General features: G+C 39.1%; 13 protein-coding genes. 8 read left to right on the top strand and 5 right to left on the bottom strand.

The window, feature by feature from the left end; all coding sequences use genetic code 11:
* Positions 1-36: 36 nt before the first annotated feature.
* The gene (locus B3E00_RS15350; protein WP_209575429.1) at positions 37-1,035 is read right to left on the bottom strand and encodes an OmpA family protein; all 999 of its coding nucleotides are present in this window, start codon (positions 1,033-1,035) and stop codon (positions 37-39) included.
* Positions 1,036-1,103: 68 nt separating this feature from the next.
* On the opposite strand from B3E00_RS15350, the gene B3E00_RS15345 reads away from it, so the two are divergent.
* Positions 1,104-1,700 carry a serine hydrolase domain-containing protein gene (locus B3E00_RS15345; RefSeq protein ID WP_293939165.1) on the top strand — a complete coding sequence of 199 codons (597 nt, stop codon included), beginning with the start codon at positions 1,104-1,106 and terminating at the stop codon, positions 1,698-1,700.
* A 400-nt stretch (positions 1,701-2,100) separates the two neighbouring features.
* Here the strand turns inward: B3E00_RS15345 and B3E00_RS15340 are convergent, their stop codons facing one another.
* On the bottom strand, positions 2,101-3,513 hold the full coding sequence (locus B3E00_RS15340; RefSeq protein WP_293939164.1) for a DHA2 family efflux MFS transporter permease subunit: 1,413 nt from the start codon (positions 3,511-3,513) through the stop codon (positions 2,101-2,103).
* A gap of 593 nt (positions 3,514-4,106) precedes the next feature.
* On the opposite strand from B3E00_RS15340, the gene B3E00_RS15335 reads away from it, so the two are divergent.
* The 5 genes from B3E00_RS15335 (at position 4,107) to B3E00_RS15315 (ending at position 9,167) form a co-directional block, all read left to right on the top strand.
* Positions 4,107-4,865: a hypothetical protein gene (locus B3E00_RS15335; RefSeq protein ID WP_293939163.1), complete on the top strand. Its 759-nt coding sequence runs from the start codon at positions 4,107-4,109 to the stop codon at positions 4,863-4,865.
* 234 nt (positions 4,866-5,099) lie between these two features.
* The gene (bla, locus tag B3E00_RS15330; RefSeq protein ID WP_293939161.1) at positions 5,100-6,047 is read left to right on the top strand and encodes a class A beta-lactamase, subclass A2; all 948 of its coding nucleotides are present in this window, start codon (positions 5,100-5,102) and stop codon (positions 6,045-6,047) included.
* Between the two features lie 85 nt (positions 6,048-6,132).
* Positions 6,133-6,723 carry a Crp/Fnr family transcriptional regulator gene (locus B3E00_RS15325; protein ID WP_209575419.1) on the top strand — a complete coding sequence of 197 codons (591 nt, stop codon included), beginning with the start codon at positions 6,133-6,135 and terminating at the stop codon, positions 6,721-6,723.
* 78 nt (positions 6,724-6,801) lie between these two features.
* Complete coding sequence (locus tag B3E00_RS15320; protein ID WP_209575417.1) at positions 6,802-7,200, top strand: response regulator; 399 nt, start codon at positions 6,802-6,804, stop codon at positions 7,198-7,200.
* Positions 7,201-8,156: 956 nt separating this feature from the next.
* Positions 8,157-9,167: an AI-2E family transporter gene (locus B3E00_RS15315; protein WP_293939159.1), complete on the top strand. Its 1,011-nt coding sequence runs from the start codon at positions 8,157-8,159 to the stop codon at positions 9,165-9,167.
* Between the two features lie 155 nt (positions 9,168-9,322).
* Here B3E00_RS15315 and B3E00_RS15310 read toward each other — a convergent pair whose 3' ends face one another.
* From B3E00_RS15310 to B3E00_RS15300, 3 genes are read right to left on the bottom strand one after another with little or no spacing between them, the layout of a single operon-like run.
* Positions 9,323-11,374 carry a family 16 glycosylhydrolase gene (locus tag B3E00_RS15310; protein ID WP_293939157.1) on the bottom strand — a complete coding sequence of 684 codons (2,052 nt, stop codon included), beginning with the start codon at positions 11,372-11,374 and terminating at the stop codon, positions 9,323-9,325.
* Entirely contained in the window at positions 11,375-12,925 is a 1,551-nt protein-coding gene (locus tag B3E00_RS15305) for a RagB/SusD family nutrient uptake outer membrane protein (protein ID WP_293939155.1), read from the bottom strand. It lies immediately after the preceding gene.
* A 24-nt stretch (positions 12,926-12,949) separates the two neighbouring features.
* A complete protein-coding gene (locus B3E00_RS15300) occupies positions 12,950-16,006 on the bottom strand; it encodes a SusC/RagA family TonB-linked outer membrane protein (protein ID WP_209575409.1) in 3,057 nt (1,018 codons plus the stop codon).
* 178 nt (positions 16,007-16,184) lie between these two features.
* Between B3E00_RS15300 and B3E00_RS15295 the strand changes: the two genes are divergently transcribed.
* Together B3E00_RS15295 and B3E00_RS15290 are read left to right on the top strand one after the other, a co-directional pair.
* A complete protein-coding gene (locus B3E00_RS15295) occupies positions 16,185-19,088 on the top strand; it encodes a triple tyrosine motif-containing protein (protein WP_293939152.1) in 2,904 nt (967 codons plus the stop codon).
* Between the two features lie 133 nt (positions 19,089-19,221).
* Positions 19,222-19,977, top strand: coding sequence for a helix-turn-helix domain-containing protein (locus B3E00_RS15290; RefSeq protein WP_209575405.1), 756 nt, complete (start codon positions 19,222-19,224; stop codon positions 19,975-19,977).
* The last annotated feature ends 22 nt before the right edge of the window (positions 19,978-19,999 follow it).

The following is a 19,999-nucleotide window of genomic DNA, read 5'->3' as shown; positions in this document are numbered from 1 at the left end:
TAACACTCAAGTATCATGGGGTGTCTACATACTTTTTTATTTAATTTTGACGAGTTCTACACGTCTATTTTTAGCCCTGTTATCTTCTGAATCATTAGCGACCAAAGGACGGTCTGCACCGTATCCCTTAGCTGATAACCGGGATTTATCAATTTTCTGAGCAATAAGGGCATCCATTACAGCTTTCGCACGATCACTGGAAAGCTTTTTGTTGTGTGCGACATCGCCAACATTGTCCGTGTGCCCTTCGATTGCGATTTTTAGAGATGGATCATTTTTTAGCGCCTCAGCAATCTGAATGACCAAATCTATCCCTGTCGTAGTAATACTTGATTTATCCGTATCGAATGTGATATAAACAATCGATTTACCTGTTTCAGAGAGATCTTTAGTGATTTCATCTGCTGTAATTTTTTTTATCGTTTGTTTGAAATCATTTTCTTGAAGAATATTGAGTTTGGCACCAGCATTGTTGCAGGTATATTGAATAAATATATTACCTTGATTTTTCGTTCTAATAACATAAACCCTGATTTGTTCATCAGCATATCCAATGTCACCTTCATCACCTTTGTGTGGATCCTGTTTATTGTAACGATCATACTCTTCCCTTGTAATGTTGCCATCAAAAACTTTTACAGCGCCTATAGATGCTAAATAATCCTCCATGCTTTTTTCAAAATAGCGCTGTGAAAATTGAGTGCCTTGCTCGTTTGTTATATTTGCTTTATAGAGTCTACCTTCGAAAGGTTTCATAACTCCATTGACGGCAAAATAGCAAACATCAAAGTCTTTTTTAATGGGTTGATTCATCTCTTTGTAACCTTTTGGCGGAGTAAAAAACGGGAAAACACCGATGTCACTATCTGAATAGGGGATACTTGCAAGATCAAAGCTTGTTGTTGTATCAACTTTTGTAGGCCCTTCTTCAACCGTTTTTTCCTGTGGAGCTGGCGGCGGGGTATTATCTTTTACCTGTTGGGTGCATGAAGCCACCGCCCATGCCGATGTCAATAAAAGTATTGTGCTTTTCATATTTTCTTTTTTTTAGCTGTGGCAAATTTTATGCCTAAACCGTTGACATATTTGTCAATTGGATTGAAATGCGGGGCAGTTCCTTTTCTTTTGTGCTGCTCCTATTGAAGTCATTAGGAAGTTGCAGGAGTCAAGTGTTTAACAGCACTTCAACTGATATGTCTAACTGGCTTAAGGTTTGGCTCAATAATGGATATTTTAGTGATAGAGAAATCGTCTCTGCGGAATATATAAGAGAGGCTGCAGGCTCACAAATGGTAATGGATGTAGCTTTGCCGGACAAACATAAAGATGTTTTCCTTTCCAACTATGGCTTAGGTTGGATGATTGGATCCTACAGAGGGCATTATCAAGTTGAACACGGTGGCAATATTAATGGATTCTCTGCAAACGTAGCACTTTATCCTGCTGATACGCTGGGGATTGTTGTATTGACAAATCAGAGCGTCTCTATGGTTCCCATTGTAGTCAGAAACTCTATAGCTGATATACTCTTAGGTTTGCAGCCAATTGATTGGAATGGTGAAAAGATTGCGGAAATAGATTCTTTAAGTCATGTTAGAAAACAAAAGAACAAATTACACATTCCATCAACAAAACCTTCAAATTCCTTAATCCATTATACTGGTTCTTTTGAAAATCCAGCATATGAAGTATTGACATAAGGCTGCAAGATGATCATCTTTACTGTGAGCTTGGTTATGAGAAGATCATTCTTGTTCACCGGCACTAAGACGTTTTTGATCCGAGGTCTGTAGATAAAAATGGGGTGGTGGATATTGAGCCTAGTAGCCTTCTGTTTAATTTTTTTAGTGATGAGAGCGGTCAGATTCAAAGTATAGCGATTCTTTTGGATGGTAGTGAAAAGCCAGTTTTTTTTCGATCGTAATCTACATTAGGTTTACTGCATCGAAATGTATGGCCAATTAACGTGGGAGACAATTATTTAAAGTAATAGTTCAGCGCATTTTTAGGGGTCGTGATGAAGTAACAGCGAGAAACATAAACGAAGTTTACTAGTTGAAATGCTTAATAAGATGTAAAGCCATTACGCTAGAATATAGTCTAAGCGACTTTCTGAATTTCTTTCTTCTGGACCAAGCCTCTCAAATTACTTCCGTCGCTCGGTTTAATTTTGAAATATTCAATTAAGGATAGCATGGACAAAGCGGCTATTAGCTGTAATGCCAAACTAAAATCCCGCATTTGATAAACAGTGTCCCTGTAATGACTACTTGCCAGGTGAAGAGTAACTGCTCCTAAAGCTATTCCCATACCAAGTGCCATTTGTTGAGCTGTATTATATAAAGTATTCGCATTGCTCATTTGCTCTTTCGTCACGTCAGCATAAGCTAAGGTGTTGAGACTTGTAAATTGAAGTGAACGTGTAAGTCCCGAAAAAAAGAAAACAATTGCCACTATCCAAATCGGTGTTTGTAGCGAAAGCAGAGAGAGTCCTGCAGTTACAAGTGTTAAAATAATGCCATTACCGATTAATACCTTACGAAAATCAAATTCTCGTGTTATCCACATGGCTACTGGTTTCATACTCATACTACCCAACATGTTGGCCATATAGAGTAGTCCGGCATGAAATGGACTAAGACCAAAGCCCAACTGTAACATTAGAGGTAATATAAATGGAGCCACATTGATTACCATACGCGTAATTGAACCTGAATAGACAGTAACCCGGAAGGTTTTTACTTTTAAGATGCTGTAATCGATTAAAGGGTATTTGATCCGTTTAGAGTGCCAGACAGCAATTGACATAAGCACAAAACTGACTACAATCATTAGAATTGGCTTTAAATAATCATCTTTAGCCGCACCGATCATTTCGGTTCCCAGCATGATTCCCGCTAGGCCAATACCACTGATAAAAAATCCGATAATGTCAAGTGGACGGCTATTTTCTGATTCCATCATCGGGATATATTTATTAACTGCCCACAAGGCAAATACTCCAAATGGGATGTTGATAAAGAAAATCCAGTGCCAGCTAAAATACGTAGTAAAAAAACCGCCCAGTACAGGTCCGATAATTGGTCCTAGTAGCCCAGCCCAGGCAATATACCCGATAGCGTCGACTAGGTCTTTCTTTTCTGTATGCTTCAGCACGATAAGACGACCAACTGGTACCATAAGTGCACCGGCTGTACCCTGGCAAATACGAGCTATGACGAACGATGTTAGGTTGGAACTTAGTCCGCATGCGATCGATGAAAGTATGAATCCCATAATTGCAGCATTGAAAACTTTTTTTGCGCCGTAGCGGTCAGCTATCCAGCCGCTGATTGGAATAAATACTGCTAACATAACGGTGTAGGAAGTAATGCCCGCGCTGAGATGTACTACATTACTCTCAAAATCATGTGCCATTTTGGGTAAGGCCGTTGATATCGCTGTGGTGTCCAGCATCTCCATAAGTAATGTTCCACCTACAATGAGCGATATGATGCGTGATTCTTTCTTCATTTTGCTCTTCTACTATCCTGCATGGGATAAATTTGCGACAAAAGTAAGTCTATCTAGAAAAAGAAAAGTCATTTAAACGCTATTTTTAATCTGAGAGTCTTCAAAACAAATTCGCTTCAACATTCGTAGATTAATCCTCGATGAAAACTGTTGATATCGCTGTAATGGATAAGCTGGCAGATCGCTTTCTAAGAAATAGAACTATACGCCTAGGTCTAATTTTCTGAAGCTAACAGTATTTTACTTATCCACGTCTAGAAAACTCATTCCAATTATTGAATCGGTATTCTAATAGAATCGGTATGTACGAAGTGTGCGTTAATAAAAGAAAGGAAGTTCTTTGTTTCGGCTGACATTATTGCGTGAATTTTTCTATTTTTAGATCCGCAACCTTATGTCGCGTAGGTTTGGCCAAGAGAGTTAACCCCACACAACAACTAATGGATAAAAGCACAAAAATTATAATTTTTTTTTCTGTCTCTTCAAACTGACACTTCATATAATTGCTGATATACATTCAGGTTTTTCAAGGAGATGAGCTCCTGCATATAGCGACCGGAAACCCGATTACATCTATTATGCTAATTCCTACCTTGATTTTTATTTTGGGAGGTCAAAAAATGAAACACCACTACCCGCCCTTAGCGACTTCAATTATATTATCTATTCTATTTTTAGCTTATTCAAAAGGCAAAGCTTATTACTTTTTCCCGATTGTTCTAACATTATTGCCCTTTGTTGGTGTTTTTTTTGAGCGTGTTATTATGCCCCAAAGAAGGTGGCTTTTATTTCCATTAGGTTTTATTTTATTACTAGGAACTATTTTGATTCCTTTTGGTCTACCCATTTATTCTTATGCGCATTATATGGATACAATTCACAAATACCTTCCTAAAAATGTGAAAAATGGTAAAGAGGTTCTTCCTATGCAAGAATATATTACAAAGCAAAAGTGGGAAAGTACTATGCAGGAGTTAAAATCCGTTTATGACAGTTTGCCTGCAAATGAACAGTTAAACTGTCTCATTTGGGGTAAACATTATTCCCAGGCTGGCGCTATCGAGCTGATGAAGGCTACATACGGGCTTCCGAATGCATTTTGCTACCACGGTAGTTTCTACAGTTGGGCGCCATTCGGACGAATGCCGAAAACCGTGATAGCCATTTGTTACAATGATACTAGTGAAGAGTTTTTTCATCCTTTTTTCGAAGAAGTCACTCCAGTGAAAAAGTTATATAGTCCATATGCCAGTAATGAAGGATGGGTGCTACAAACGATTTATATCTGCAAAAAACCTAAACAAAACTTTAACAAAATGAAAGATCTTTTTACAAAGAGAATATTTGAATAAGCAAACATATAGATAGGGATGTTATATTTTTTTTCCAACAATCATTCGTTGATAAATTCAAATCCTTTTTAATTTTCAAAACTGCATTGAAACAAACTCAAATAGCCATATATCGTTATGCTATTTCTGATTATGATCGCGTCACTATAATTTTCTTATCTCAAATAACACTAAAAAATCTTTTTTATTTTAACTTTAGCTGCATCTAGAAAAGACAACTAATAATCTCGGGCAATGCATACTTCGTATCTACAACTTTTAACATTTAAAAAGAATATTAAATGTTATTTTTTAATAGCTATTTTTCTTTTATGTACTAATTTGAATCAACTTTTTGCGCAGAAAGCAACTACTCTATTAAAAGAGAAAATTGAGCGAATAATTTCAACGAAGAATATGAGGGTAGGAGTTTCCATTTTGGCAAATAATGGTCAGGATAGCATTTCAATAAATGCTGAAGAGCATTATCCATTACAAAGTGTTTTTAAACTGCATATTGCTCTTGCAGTCCTAGCTGAAATTGACAAAGGGAAGTTGTCCTTAAACAGAAAGATAAAAGTTACGGAAAGAGAACTTCTTCCTGACTTTTGGAGCCCGCTTAGAGACGAACATCCAAAAGGGGGCGATTTTACGATTAAAAAACTAATCCAATATTCTGTTTCTCAAAGTGATAACGTGGCCTGTGATGTCCTAATTCGCTTGTTAGGCAGACCAAAAACAATAGAGGACTATTTCAAGAACAACCATATTATCAATAATTTTGAAATTAACTATACCGAAGAAGAGATGCAATCTAAATGGGAAAATATGTTTCAAAATTGGACTACACCTCATGCTGCAAGTGAACTTTTGATGAAATTCTATACTAATGGGAATAATCTACTATCCCAGCAGAGTTATGATTTTATTTGGAAAACATTGAGAGACACAAATACTGGTGAAGACCGGCTAAAGGGAGCTTTACCAAAAGGGACGGTGGTAGCGCACAAGACAGGATATTCAGGCAAGAACACCGAAGGTATTACTGCCGCCTTTAATGATATTGGAATAGTGTTTCTACCTAATGGTAAGTATTTTATTATCAGTGTTTTTGTAACGGATTCTAAAGAAAGCAATGATACCAATGCAGAGATGATATCAGCTATATCAAAGGCGACTTGGGATTTCTATTTGGAAAAATAAATTAGAGTAAGAAATTAAAGTTAGATTGAACCTATTTTTCGCCGAATAACTAGGAGATAGAGGAATGTTATTTATGGGTCAAAAAATGAAAAAATCAACTGTAAACCAATATATTGTCGATAAGTTTTCTCATTTTAATCTGAATGAGGAGGAACTTTTTGAACTTAACAAGATTTTGATCTTTAAAAGATTTCGTCGCAAAGAAATTGTTTTTTCATATGGTGAACGCGTCAATACAATCGCTTTAATTATTGAGGGCGCTGTCTATTCAAGTATTTTACAACAAGATGGTACCACCCGTATTACTAGTTTGCATTATCCCTCAACTCTGGGAGAAATAATTTTTAATTTTGAAGATTACCTTCAAGATCGACCTTCAAAGAAAAATTATCGGGTACAGGATGACTGCTTGCTATTGATGTTGGATATACCAGCAGTTAAACGTCTATATGAGCAATTTCCAAGATTTTATCAATTGGAACTAATGATTATTCAACCAAATTTTGTCACTGCCTTGAAAAATATCGAGATTCTACAATCAAAAAATGCGGCAGATAAAATAAAACTATTAAAATTTCATGCGCCCGAAGTGTTCAAATTATTTCCTTATGGTCATATCGCATCGTATCTTGGAATACATCGGAATACGTTCAACAATGTCATATCAATTTTATAGCTAGTATACTATATTTTGCACAATTTTGTGCATTTTTTTAATGCTAGTGTGATGTTAATTTGCATCATGATTTGTAAAATGACTGAAAACAGTATTGGTATCGCAGTTGCAGATGATTCGCCAATTCATAGAAAGCTAATTTCTATTATTTTAAAAAGGGATTCACGTTTCCATCTTCATGGCGTTTTTAATAACGGGAGAGATCTAATTTTGGCAACCAATCGAATGGACGTTAAGCCTAGTGTATATTTGCTTGATATTCTGATGCCTTTTAAGAACGGCCCTCAAACTACTTTTCTGCTGAAGGAGCTGAATCCGCAAGTTTTAATTTTTGGATACAGTAGTCTATTTAGCAGCCCTATGGTGGACCAGATGTATTGTAATGGAGCTAAGAAGATATACCAGAAAGGGGAAGAATCTCTTCAGCTAATTTTCGATGAAATATACAAATTTAGTATCTTAGAATTGTCGGAATGAGGTCTTACTTACGGCAGTATCAAGAAATAAAAAAATACGATAATTATACTTAATTTAGAGAGAAGTATTCGCCGATTGGTAGTATCGTACCAGATTATGGGATAATTCCAAGGAGGGGCAGTTGAAATTAAATTTTGAAAAAAATGAATGTTGTTAAATATGCAAATATTTATATGAATTTAATAGAGCCAACAGCGTATATTCTGACTTTAAAGAGTGGAGCAGACCAGAATAATAGGTATGGTTTCAATAAAAGTTTTTATCTCTTCACTGCATTTAATTTTGATGTTAGTACCACTAAGTTTATTTTCTCAAAATATTGCTAGTAAAAAAATATACTTATCAGGAAATCATGGAAAGTTAACCTTAGCATTAATCTTCGAAACTTTTTGACTAGAGAAAGGACAATAAATATAGATTCTAAATTCAAATTAATAGAAAATCTTCTTTTTTATTGTTAAAGAGTAGTTAAAAATTTTTTAAGCCCAGTTTTTTAATGGATAAGGCCTGCGCGCTAGCATTTATTCCTAAAAGGTGATCAATAATCAATTGAATTGTTCCAATTTATTTTTAAATATTTGAAACTAAAACGGATTTCATATTGTTAATGTAATACTTTTCATAAAATAGGTTAATAATTAGAAAAAGCCTTGAGTTCCCCACTCAAGGTTTTTTTTCGCGAGGTTAGAGCTTCAGACTATGTTAATGGAAAAAGTATTCGCATCATTTCGTTGAAGTAGCTACTGTCCTATGTAAATAATCGAAACTTTTGTGAGGAGGCTGCTGTTTCATTAAGTAACATTGAAATATCAAGCATTTAAATCATACATGTTCGAGTAATTTAAGCGACTATTAAAATGTCAATGATACAAATTTAAGAGCAAAGCAAAAGTTAACATTATAAATTCAAAAAATTGGAAAATAGAGATCCTTTACCACAGCCAAACCATCGATTTGTGTCAAAAATATGGATAGCCGCTGGCATTATATCATTGATAGTCGTCGCCCTCCTGTTATGTTGGAAAGCCAATCAGGTGTTCTTGTATACTTTAGCTGGTGCCATTATTGCAGTATACTTTCATGGATTGGCAGGTTTAATCGCCAGAAAAACAAAAATACCCCAAAAATGGTCACTTCCACTTTCTATTATTTTATCAATTAGCTTTTTATTTGGAACTTTTTTTCTAATTGGCGCCCGCGTGACAGGGGAGGTGGTTCAGTTTACCAAAGAAGTTCCTAGTCTAGTTGAAGATACAAAAAACCTCATCGAAAGCAATAGTAACATAAAGTTGATTTATGAGAAAATAGCCTCTTCTAAAATAGTGGAAAAAGCGTCACTCTTATTAGGCGGATTGTTTAATGGTACATTAGGCGTTTTTGGAGACATCTATATCGTACTATTTATTGGAATTTTCTTCACGGCTGCACCCGGCCAATATAAAACTGGCATTGTAAAGCTTCTGCCAGCCGATGCGCGTTCTCATGGCAATAATTTGATAGAAAAAATTGCAAGAAATCTCAGGTCTTGGTTAAAGGGAATGCTATTTTCGATGTTCGTTGTATTTGTACTCACGAGCATTGGACTGGCTATTTTGGGTATAGATTTGTGGCTCGTATTGGCTCTTATTGCGGGGCTATTAAGTTTTATACCCAACTTTGGTCCGATTATATCTATTATTCCAGCCGCCCTTGTTGCCCTTTCAAAATCCCCATCGACTGCTTTGTGGGTCATTGTACTTTATTGTTTTGTACAGTTGGTAGAAAGCAATTTTATTACACCGTTGGTGCAACAGGAGTTGATCAAAACGCCCCCGGCATTAATCATCATTTCGCAAGTATTTGTCGGAATCTGGCTTGGAGCCTGGGGCGTTATACTTGCTACACCAATTTTGGTCATTGTTATGGTGTTGGTACACGAGCTTTATATTAAAAAGCAGGATCAAAAGCAGTTACTTTCTAAATATTAAGTCCCTCTCGACATACTTATAGAAATACTACAGCTATCGGCTAAATTAGGTACTTCAGGCAAGGTAGGGGAGCAAAAAGTCCTTCTTTATTCCTTTCCGTCTCAAATCGCTTGTTAAGTTGATGTGACAAGCGATTTGAGATTATTTTGGAGAGTTTAATCTAATAAACGATATACACGGACATAATCTATTTCGAGCGTTGCGGGGAATATTGTATCATTTACACCCTCTCTGCCGCCCCAGTTTCCACCGACAGCAAGGTTAATTAACCAATGGAACTTTTGGTCAAATGGCCATTCTCTGAAGCTCCTCTTTTCATTGACAAAGTGAAAGATCTCCTGCTCATCAATGAAACCTTTTATGTATGTCGGTGTCCAGTCTACACGGTAGCTGTGAAATTCTTCAGAAACACCGGATACCTTTTTTTTGCTTGTTTTCTGTGTGTTTATAGCATGATTATAGGCCTCTGAATGAATAGATACATGAACCACCCCCTGATCGTACCCGACATGTTCAAGTATATCTATTTCGCCCGATTTAGGCCAATCACCATATTTCATATCGGTAGCGAGCATCCAGATGGCAGGCCAGGTACCAAGGCCTTTTGGCAGTTTTGCACGCGCCTCAAATCGGCCATATCTGAAGTCCCCTTTGTTCTTGCTGGTCAACCGTGCGGAAGTATAGGCTTTACCGTCTTTATTTTCCTTTCTTGCCATAATCTTCAATACACCGCCCTCGACAATAGAATTTGACGCTGAAGCCTCCATATAATACTGCAATTCATTGTTGCCCCAGCCGTTATACAAATAACCGACATCGTAGGACCATTTGTTTTTATCTGGCAATCCCGAGTAATTAAATTCATCGGCCCATATGGGGGTTGGAGAAAAATGATAGGTGCTGTTTTTTGCTATAACCGAACTTGATTTGACGAAAAATGGAATATTGGCTGTTGCAACCTTATCATTTCCATCGTTTGCATAGACAAATAGGCGATAGGCGCCTTCCAGAGAAGGAGCTGTCAATAGCGTCCTGTTTTCTGCGATATCTTTTATAATGCCATTGATTGCCTGCGGACGTTCTTCACGGTCGCCACCTTCTTTGAGGTCTGTGCTTTCTTTGAGAAGCTCCCAGCGTATCTGTAAATTATCGCCATCGGGATCACGTACAAAGACCTCTATGGGATAGGATTTACCGGATTCTAGGTAGATAAAATCTTTTGCATGTCTATGATCCAATAATAGGGAGTCTAACTGCGGCGCCCGATTGCGGGGCCATAGGCCCGACCAAAGGTACTGCATAACATCGACAACTTCATTTTCCTCACCCCGCTCTGTAAATAATCCGTACCAAGTTGGTGTACGCTCCTGTTTTTGTCCCCACAAAAAGACATAAGAACCCAGACAGTTTTTATCTTGTCCGATAGCAGCTTCATATCGGTTTTTGTAAACTCGCGCTTTTTCGTGGCTTGTTTCTTCAATAGGTGCTCCCCAAGGTGTTAGCAGACCTTCCCAATGCCCGGTAGGCCCCCATTCTGATACAATATAGGGTTTGCTCCATCCTGTTTTTTTTAATTGTTCAGGAACCGCTGCCAGACCACCATATACTTGTACAGCAATCAGGTCCAATGCTGGACACCTCGTTTTGATGTAATCAATTTCCTTTTGATTCACTCCAGCTAGCATGGTTGTGACTAAATGATTGGAATCTAGTCCATGGATCATCTCAGCGATCGAATTGACAGCATCCCATACTTTTGGGTTACTGTAATGTAGGTTAAGCTCATTGCCGATTCCCCAAGCAAGCAGTGCCGGATGGTCCTTGTATTTAAGTACGATTGTGCGAATATATTCTTTTTGTTTGGCAACAGCTGCCGGATTATTGTAATCGAAGCCATGGCGTTCTGTTTTCACATCGAGCCCTAAGGTTACCGTGAGACCCAAAGTTTGTGCTTTATTTAGGATTTCATCAGCTTGCTGGGGGCTCCATGTGCGTATGGAGTTGCCTCCATACGTTTTTAATTTTTCCAGATTGCTTGTTCCGCCTGCTCCTTTAATGAAGTAAGGCTGTCCATTACGCATTATTGTAAAACCATTTTCAACTTTAACGATTGTCGATTTAACAGGTTTGCCTTGCTTGCCCCATCCATAGGAAAGGAAAAGTATGTTTAGCAATAGGGATATTAGTAGTCTTGCTGCTGTCATCATCTATCGAAAGTTAGGGTTTGCATCTATCTGAGTTTGCGGTATAGGAATGTACTCGCTGACACCAGGGGTGAATTTTGCGCCGAAGACTTCTTTGGCGCGTTCTGTACGGACCAGGTCATTAAAACGTTCGCCCCACCATTCGCAGGCAAATTCCGCTCGGCGCTCATCCAAAATTTGATTTAAATTTACATTTGTAATCGGTGCTAGTTTTGCGCGTTCGCGAATCAGACGAAAAGGCTCATCTCCATTTTGTCCCTTCCTGACCTTCGCTTCGGCATTTAATAAAAGAACATCCGCGTAACGCAATATACGTACATTATTGTTTGCCCCGTATTCCATTCGACCGGCTGTCATTTGCGATTTTGGGAGGTAGGCTTTACCATTAAAATATTTTACGCCAAACGGATTGCCATAAACAACATCACCACTAGGAGTCGTTGCTGTCGTTGCCGGATTGCCATTTACGCCACAATATAAAATCGTTGTTTTTAGGCGTTCCGTTTCACCTCTATTGGTTAAAAAATCAACGATATTCTGGGAAGGCGGTACCCAGCCGGCTCCAGAGATAGGGCTTCCTTTTTGATCCCCCGAAGGTCCCTGCCATTTAAAAAAGGTACCCCAATCTACACCCGGGCGAACAATATCACCAGTTCCTAAGCCAAAATCAGAATATTGTAGTTCAAAGATAGACTCGTTCGACAATTTACCTGGTATTTTAAAAAGTTCGTAGTAATTTGGATATAAGGAAAATCGACCACTCGCAATAATTTTGTTTGTTGCATCCAGAACGTCATTCCAATGTGCACTACCGTTATCATTGCCGGCCAAATCTGCTGCGGCCTTTGCTTTCAAAAGGAGGGCGGAATATTTAGTTACCGCCCCAATGTGCTTCGACTGATTTGGACGCGCATCTTCTAGATCTTCCGAGCAGGCATTCATTTCATCGATTATAAACTGACGTACTTCTGCTACCGTACTTTTTTGGATGGTAGCCAAACGGCCAATGTTATCGCTGTCTATAAGGATAGGTACATTGCCAAACAGGCGTGAAGCCATCAGGTGAGCATATGCTCTTAAAAACCTGACTTCGGCTTTGTACTGCCTATTTAGTTTTATATCCGTAGCATTGGAAACTGGAATTTTTTCAGCAAAATTATTCAATTCGATCAGAGCATTGTTTGCAGCGATGACAAGACTGTAATAGCTAATCCAGGATTGATTTAGTCCCCAATAAGATTGAATAGTAACGTCATTTTGAAAGTTTTTAATTCCCATTAATTCGGGATTATCATTTGGATTCGGTGCGGCCTGTTGGTAGTCGTCATCGCGCATACACCGAATGGAAAGATCAATCCAATGCACTAGGTTATCGTCTGAAGCCGAACGATATACACCAGAGACTGAACCGTACATTAAGGCTGTATTGCTATAATCAATCTCCTCAGATCGCTGCTGGTTTTCCAAAGGTTTGTCCAAAAATTTACTACAGCTGGATAGGCTAAAAGAAAGACCTAAGCAGCTTGCGATCACGATATATTGAAGAGTTTTCATGCAGTTAAATTAAAAGGTTAAAAATTAGAATGATACTTTGACACCCAGACTATAGGAAGAAGCGACCGGATACACATTGGCATCGAATCCCATTCCAGATATTTCTGGTGTAAAACCATTGTATTTTGTGAATATAAAAGGGCGGTCGGCAGTTGCAAACACACGCGCAGGTATTTTATTGAGTTCAAAATTGTAACCCAATTGTATATTTTGTATGCGTAGGTATGCTCCGCTTTCTACAAAAAACGAACTTGCCTGAAGATTCCAAGGCGCGACCGATCCTTTTGCAGATGGATGTGTATTGCTACTTCCTTCTCCGGTCCAGAGGTTATCGATGAATGCGGCATCGGCATTCATCTGGTTATATTTTCGGCGCATCGCACGGTTTAAATTATGGATCTTGTTGCCCGATACACCTTGAAAAGCAATACTTAGATCAAATTTTTTATAATCAAATGACAGGTTAAATCCGTAGGATATCGTAGGAAGATAATTTCCGAGGTTTACCCGATCTTTTTCATCAATCTCACCATTATTGTTCTGATCCTTATACTGAAGATATCCAGGTAAAATTGGTGTGTTTGGATTCTGTTGGTTGTATCTTTTTGCTATGGGATCTGCATCGATCTGAGCCTGATTTTGATATATACCTGCTACTTCATAGCCGTAGAAAAAGTTTATAGGTTGATTCAGTTCTATACGTGCAGGGAATTCAGCAGACCATTCCGGATAACCATTCATAATATTTTCTAGTCCTCCGAGATTCTTAACCCTATTTTTTAGGGTGGTTAGGTTTCCGCCGACCGCATAGCCCAGTTCACCGATTTTGTCTTTCCATTGTAGACCAATTTCCCAGCCACTGTTTGCTACACTTCCCCAATTGCCGTATACACGATCCCAAGAAAAGGGGATAGGTCGGCTAAAAGCAAGGTCATGTGTAGTGCGGTAGTAATAATCGACTGCGCCAGTCAAACGATTATTCAGCAAGGCAAAGTCAAGGCCGCCATCCCATTCTTCAACAACTTCCCAGCGTACTTGAGTGAAAAAGCGGCCGACACGATATCCAGGTATGCGCGTTCCGTTGGTGGTACCTTCGCTTCCAAATATACCCGAGTAGTTATTGCCCGAGTAGACTGTAGCATAGCCAGCGTTGGGTTGAATACCATCGTTCCCCAATTTACCCCAGCTTCCACGCAATTTCAACTGGTTGAAAAGTTTTTGATTTTCCATAAACTTCTCCTTAGTTAATACCCAGCCTAGACCCAGGGATGGGAAATATCCCCATTTTGTTTGATATTTTGAGCTACCATCCACACGGAAGGTCGCGGTTAGCAAATATTTGTTGTCATAGTCGTAGGTACCTCTAGTAAAATAGGATATCCCGGCATTTCGAAATCCTTTTTCTCCGTAACCCGTGGCTGAACCTGTACCCTGGGCATCCACGCCTACGTACCAAAACTCCTCCGACGCGGGCACATCATTAGCCTGCACCCAAGTTTCTCTCCAACGTTCTTCTCGCGATGATTGTCCTATCAAAAGGGACCAGTGGTGTTTACCCGCCTGATCTTTATAGGTTAGGAGGTTGTCCAAAATATAATTAGTGTTGCGTGCTTGTGCCGAACGTAAAAAGGAGCGATCGTTACGCTGATCGTTATCAATGTAGTAGACAGGATTATAGTTTATAGTATGTGTGGACTGATATCTTTGGCTCAGCTGCGAACGAAAAGTGATCTTGTCTTGCCAGAATTTCGCCTCCAGATATATCGTCGGAAGAATCTGGAAACCTTTTATTTGATTCGTATTATAAAAAGCTGTCGCTATTGGGTTGTTATACCAAAAACCTGACTGCATACCGATCGCGGTACTCGATCCAAATTTTTCCGGTTTGGCCAGTTCTAGTGATGGATCATAAACCGGATAGAGTGGCGATGCGAAATAGGCTTGCCTAAAAGCAGCATTATTGGGCGAGTAGGTTTTGAAGTTATTGATATGCGCACTAAACCCCGCCTTCAACCACTCTGTTACTTTGGCGTCAGCCTGCATGCGGATGTTATATTTTTGATTCATATTGCTCGCATCCATGATGCCATCCTGTTTGACGTAATTAAGCCCCATGGAATACGTGATCTTATCGGAACCACCCGTGATATCCAGATTATGGTTGGTGATCAGGGCTTTTGAGCGTAGGAGTTCATCGAACCAATCTGTGTCCATCGCCGGATTGGCCGAGGTACCACCATACTTTTCCACCGAACTTTTTACAAAGGCTTCATTACCAATGGCTGTTGCGTATTCTGCGTACTGCCGTGCACTAGCCATTTTCAAAACATTCGTTGGTGCCTGAAAACCAGTGAAGCCATTATATGTAACTTTTGCTTTCGTATTTAAACTTCCTTTTTTTGTGGTCACCAAAATTACGCCGTTTGCGGCACGTACCCCATAAATCGCTGCACCCGAAGCGTCTTTTAAGACGGAGATGTCTGTAATATCATTTGGATTAAGAAAATCAATATTGTCCATAAACATCCCGTCCACTACATATAAAGGACTTTCATTATTAAAAGAGCCTACTCCACGTACACGAACGGAGGGGGAAGAACCTGGCGCTCCCGAACTGACGATTTGGACACCAGCAACAGTTCCTTGTAGTGCATCCATTGGGTTGGAAACAGTACGTTTGGCCATTTCTTCCATATTTACGGTACCTATGGGCGCTGTCAGGTCGCCCTTTCGTTGGGTACCGTAGCCCACAACTACAACTTCATCGAGATTGAAGTCGCTGTTGTTTTGCGTGAGCTGAATCGTTAAGATATTTCCATTTATGGGTACTGTCTTTGCGCCATATCCCAATGAGGAGATGACGAGGTTATTGAAGCTTGTGGGAATAGTGAGTGAAAATTCCCCGTTTTCATTGCTGCTTGTGCCAATCTTCGCATTACCCTGTACAGCAATGCTGGCCACGACAGGAAGACCCTGTTCGTTTGTGATCCGCCCGGTCACTGTTTTGGTCTGTGCGTTTACCACACTGGTTAGGCAAGAGAACAGCACAGTACCGGCAATAATACTGATATTATTTTTCATATGTGATGAATTGAAATTTAGGAATTGTTTATAATTATCAAGAATCAAAATTAGACTTAAGTAAGTTCTTATCGAATTTTAGGGGTACAACAACACTACTTCATATTGGGTTTTTCGGCAACAATTCAATATATTTGGGCTACGTCAAGTTTACGTCAGCCAATTGAAGGGAATTATTATGAAGTGTTTTGCCATTCTATTTTTTATCCTGTTTTCAGCTTTTTCAAAGACGCTAGTCGCACAGGAGTTACTTGGCTTACCTTTGGCCTACAATTATGGTAAATCTGTCTATCAGGGAGGAAGTCGGACCTGGGATATAAAACAGGACAGCCGGGGCGTCATGTATTTTGGCAATAGTGAGGGACTTCTGACTTTTGATGGACGATATTGGAAAACATTTTCCCTACCCAATCATACCAATATCCGTTCTGTCTGGATTGATGCCGAGGATCGAATTTATGTTGGCGGACAAGGCGATTTTGGCTATTTTGAGCGTTCTCCTCAATTTGGGTTAGTCTATCATTCTTTGCATGATCTCGTTCCAGAAGAATATCGCAATTTTGCGGATATCTGGAATACCGTTGGTGTAGGGCAATCGGTTTTTTTTAGGGGTACCAATGCGATATTTGAACTGAAGGGACAAAAGATTCAGGTGCATCCCGCTGCGGTAGAGTGGTATTACATGGGGCAGTCGGGCGTTATACTTTATGCACAGGATAAAAAAAATGGCTTGCTGGAGTTTCGTGACAATAAATGGAGTCCCTACGTAAAAGACCTACCTTTTAAGGATGTGAAGATCGCATCATTAGTCTCTCTTGGCAAAGACCGCCTGTTATTGTCAACGCTGAATAACCAAATCTACACCCTGCACAACCGGAATTTGACGAGAATGCATGTGCAGGGAGGAGATGGTAACTACACACCATCCATAGCAAAAGTCGATGATTCGACTTTTGTTGTCGGTAATGCCAAAGAAGGGTGTCAGATCCGTAACCTTGATGGGGAAACGATTCAAAAGATTGGTGTAAAGGAAGGATTACAAAATAAAAATGTTACTTCCGTGTTTGTGGACCGTCAAAAGAATATCTGGGTGGGCACAGACAATTTCATTTCCGTCATCAGCTATGGAAGTGCTATTCGCTATCTTAGACCAAATATGGAGAATGATGTGACGGGATATTCTACACTCCTCTTTAATAATACACTTTATCTTTCCTCCTCGAATGGAGTATATTATGCTAAAATAAAAGAAGGATTGACCGACCAAAGCCGTTCACCAGCTGTTTTTTCCCTTCTTCCGGGTAGCGATGGTGGCGAAGCATGGCGCCTTGAACAACTTAATGGTCAATTATTGCTCGGCCACAACAAAGGTTTATTCCAGATTACGGATCATTCCCTAAAGCAAGTTCGGCAGGGGATAGGAACTTGGAAGTTGCTTCCCCTTAGTATGGTTTATCCGGTAAAAGAAAGTTTAATAGGAACCTATAATGGCCTCGAGTTGCTTGATTTTCATCAAGGCTTATTCTCGATAAAAGGCCCGCTGGATGGACCTTCAGACTCTTTCCGATTTCTCGAACAAGATGAAAAAGGGACCATCTGGGCATCTCACCCATATCGGGGTATTTACCGGATTACGCTGTCGGATGATAAGAAATCCTATCAAGCCAAACTCTGCAATCATAAAGATGGGCTCCCAGCCGATTATCAGAATTACGTATTTAAAATAAAAAATCAGATTTTATTTGCTACGGAGCGAGGGCTTTATCGCTACGATTATAAGATAAATCGGTTTATGCCTGCTAAAGAGTTCGCAGCTTTTAAAGAATTGACCATACGTTACTTAAAAGATGATCAAGAGGGAAATATCTGGTTTTGTACAAAGAAAATGGTAGGGGTAGGGCGATTTGATTCCAAGCTTCGAACCTATCATCTTATTAGTTTTCCTGAGATAGAAGGGATGAATACCACGGGATTCGAACATATTTATACTATCGATCAACATAATATCTATATAGGAGCAGAGAAAGGATTAATCCATATCAATTATGATAAGTATTTGAAAGATAGTGTGAGGCCTGTTGCTATGTTATCTCAAATTATTGCAACAGGAAAAGGGGATAGTCTTATTTATGCAGGTTTTTTTTCAAATGCCTTGGAGTCAAAGGAGCAGCCACTCAATGCTAAAAAAGGCAACGTCCTACGGCTACCTTCCAATTTCAAATCATTTCGGTTCAGCTTTTCTTCGCCGAGTTATGGTATAAACCAACATCTTGAATTCAGTTATAAGCTGTCGGGTTATGACGAACAGTGGTCTTCGTGGAATCAGCAGTCTGAAAAATCATATACCAACTTGCCGGATGGACAGTATACGTTCTTAGTGAAAGTGAGGAGCAATCTCAATCAACACTCCGATATAGCAGAATACAGTTTTATCGTTCTACCGCCTTGGTACAAAACGCTATGGGCCAAAATTGCTTATTTTCTATTGGCTATGCTCGCTGTGTTTGGCTTGATTCATTTGCGTAAAATAGAGAGACACAAACAGCAGCTGAAACATGAGCGACAGTTGGCGCAACTCCGTTATATCCATCAGCTGGAAATTGAGAAAAATGAGAAAGAAATCGTGAAGTTGAACAACGAGAAATTGGCACATGAAGTGATGGCCAAAACGAAAGAGCTAGCCAGTACTAGCATGCAGTTGCTTGAAAATTCGGGTGCATTAATCAAAGTTAAGGATGAACTCGCAAAGCTTGATACTGGAGATCACGAAGACTCTAATTTGAAACGTATTAACATGTTATTAAAGGATATTGAAAAGAATAGTGCAAACTGGAACCAATTCGCTAGTCATTTTGATGAGCTTAACGACGGATTTTTAAACAATTTGAAGGCAAAGCATCCAGCATTATCTCGAAATGATCTCAAAGTATGTGCGTATTTAAAATTACATTTTACATCCAAACAGATCGCTCAGCTGCAGAATATTACCGTTAGGGGAGTAGAAATTCATCGGTATAGACTACGCAAAAAATTGCAGATCGAAACAGAGTTGTCTTTAAATGAGTATTTGAATACAATTTAATTTGAAAAATTATCTATTCCACAGCGCGATTATTTCTTATTAATGAATACGTATTTGTTTTGTTATCTTTATTGATTGCATGTGCGGCGGCAAAATTAGGGATGGAAAGTTATCGTATCAACGGACTGTAACAATGGAAAATGAATTAAAATATCAGGTAGTAAAGTCTAACCATCCGCTAACGGAATTTGTTGAAAGTTTTTGGCTTTTACAAAACCAATCGGATTGTACCAGAGAGGTCGTTGTATTGCCCGATGGACGAGTTGATATGTTTTTTACGCGATCCGCCACAGGTACTTTCCACATAGCGCTTTTGGGAATTCAAACTCAACCTGAACGAGCGAGCATCGCACCTTTGCGACAAACGTATGCCATAAGCTTTAACCCACTTGCAGTACATTATCTTTTTCAGACTGATATCGCTCACTTGGTCGACAAAGGTACTATCTTACCATCTAGTTTTTGGAACTTTAATGCTGACGACCTGAATGACTTCGATCTATTCTGCGAAAAAGCGACAAAAAAAATACACTCATTGTTGCCAAGTGAGATTGACGAAAGGAAGAGGACCCTGTTCAATCTCATCTATTCATCAAAAGGGGCGATTACAATTAAAGAACTTGCAGAGAAATCGTTTTGGAGTAGACAACAAATCAATCGTTATTTCAGTCAGCAATTTGGAGTCACAGCAAAAGCATACTGCAATATAATTCGCTTCCGAGCTTCCTTTCAACACATCAAGGAAGGAAAATTGTTTCCACAGCGAAATTTTGCCGATCAATCCCATTTCATTAAAGAGGTGAAAAAACTTTCCGGAGTTTCGCCAAAACAATTGTTTAAAAACCGAAATGAGCGATTTATACAATTTTCAACACTTAATTCAGAGTAATTTTGGTCAGTCAATAATAAAT

The organism is Sphingobacterium sp. UBA5996 (genome assembly GCF_002429765.1).
Taxonomy (GTDB): Bacteria; Bacteroidota; Bacteroidia; order Sphingobacteriales; family Sphingobacteriaceae; genus Sphingobacterium.
This window is presented reverse-complemented; position numbering and strand designations above follow the sequence as displayed.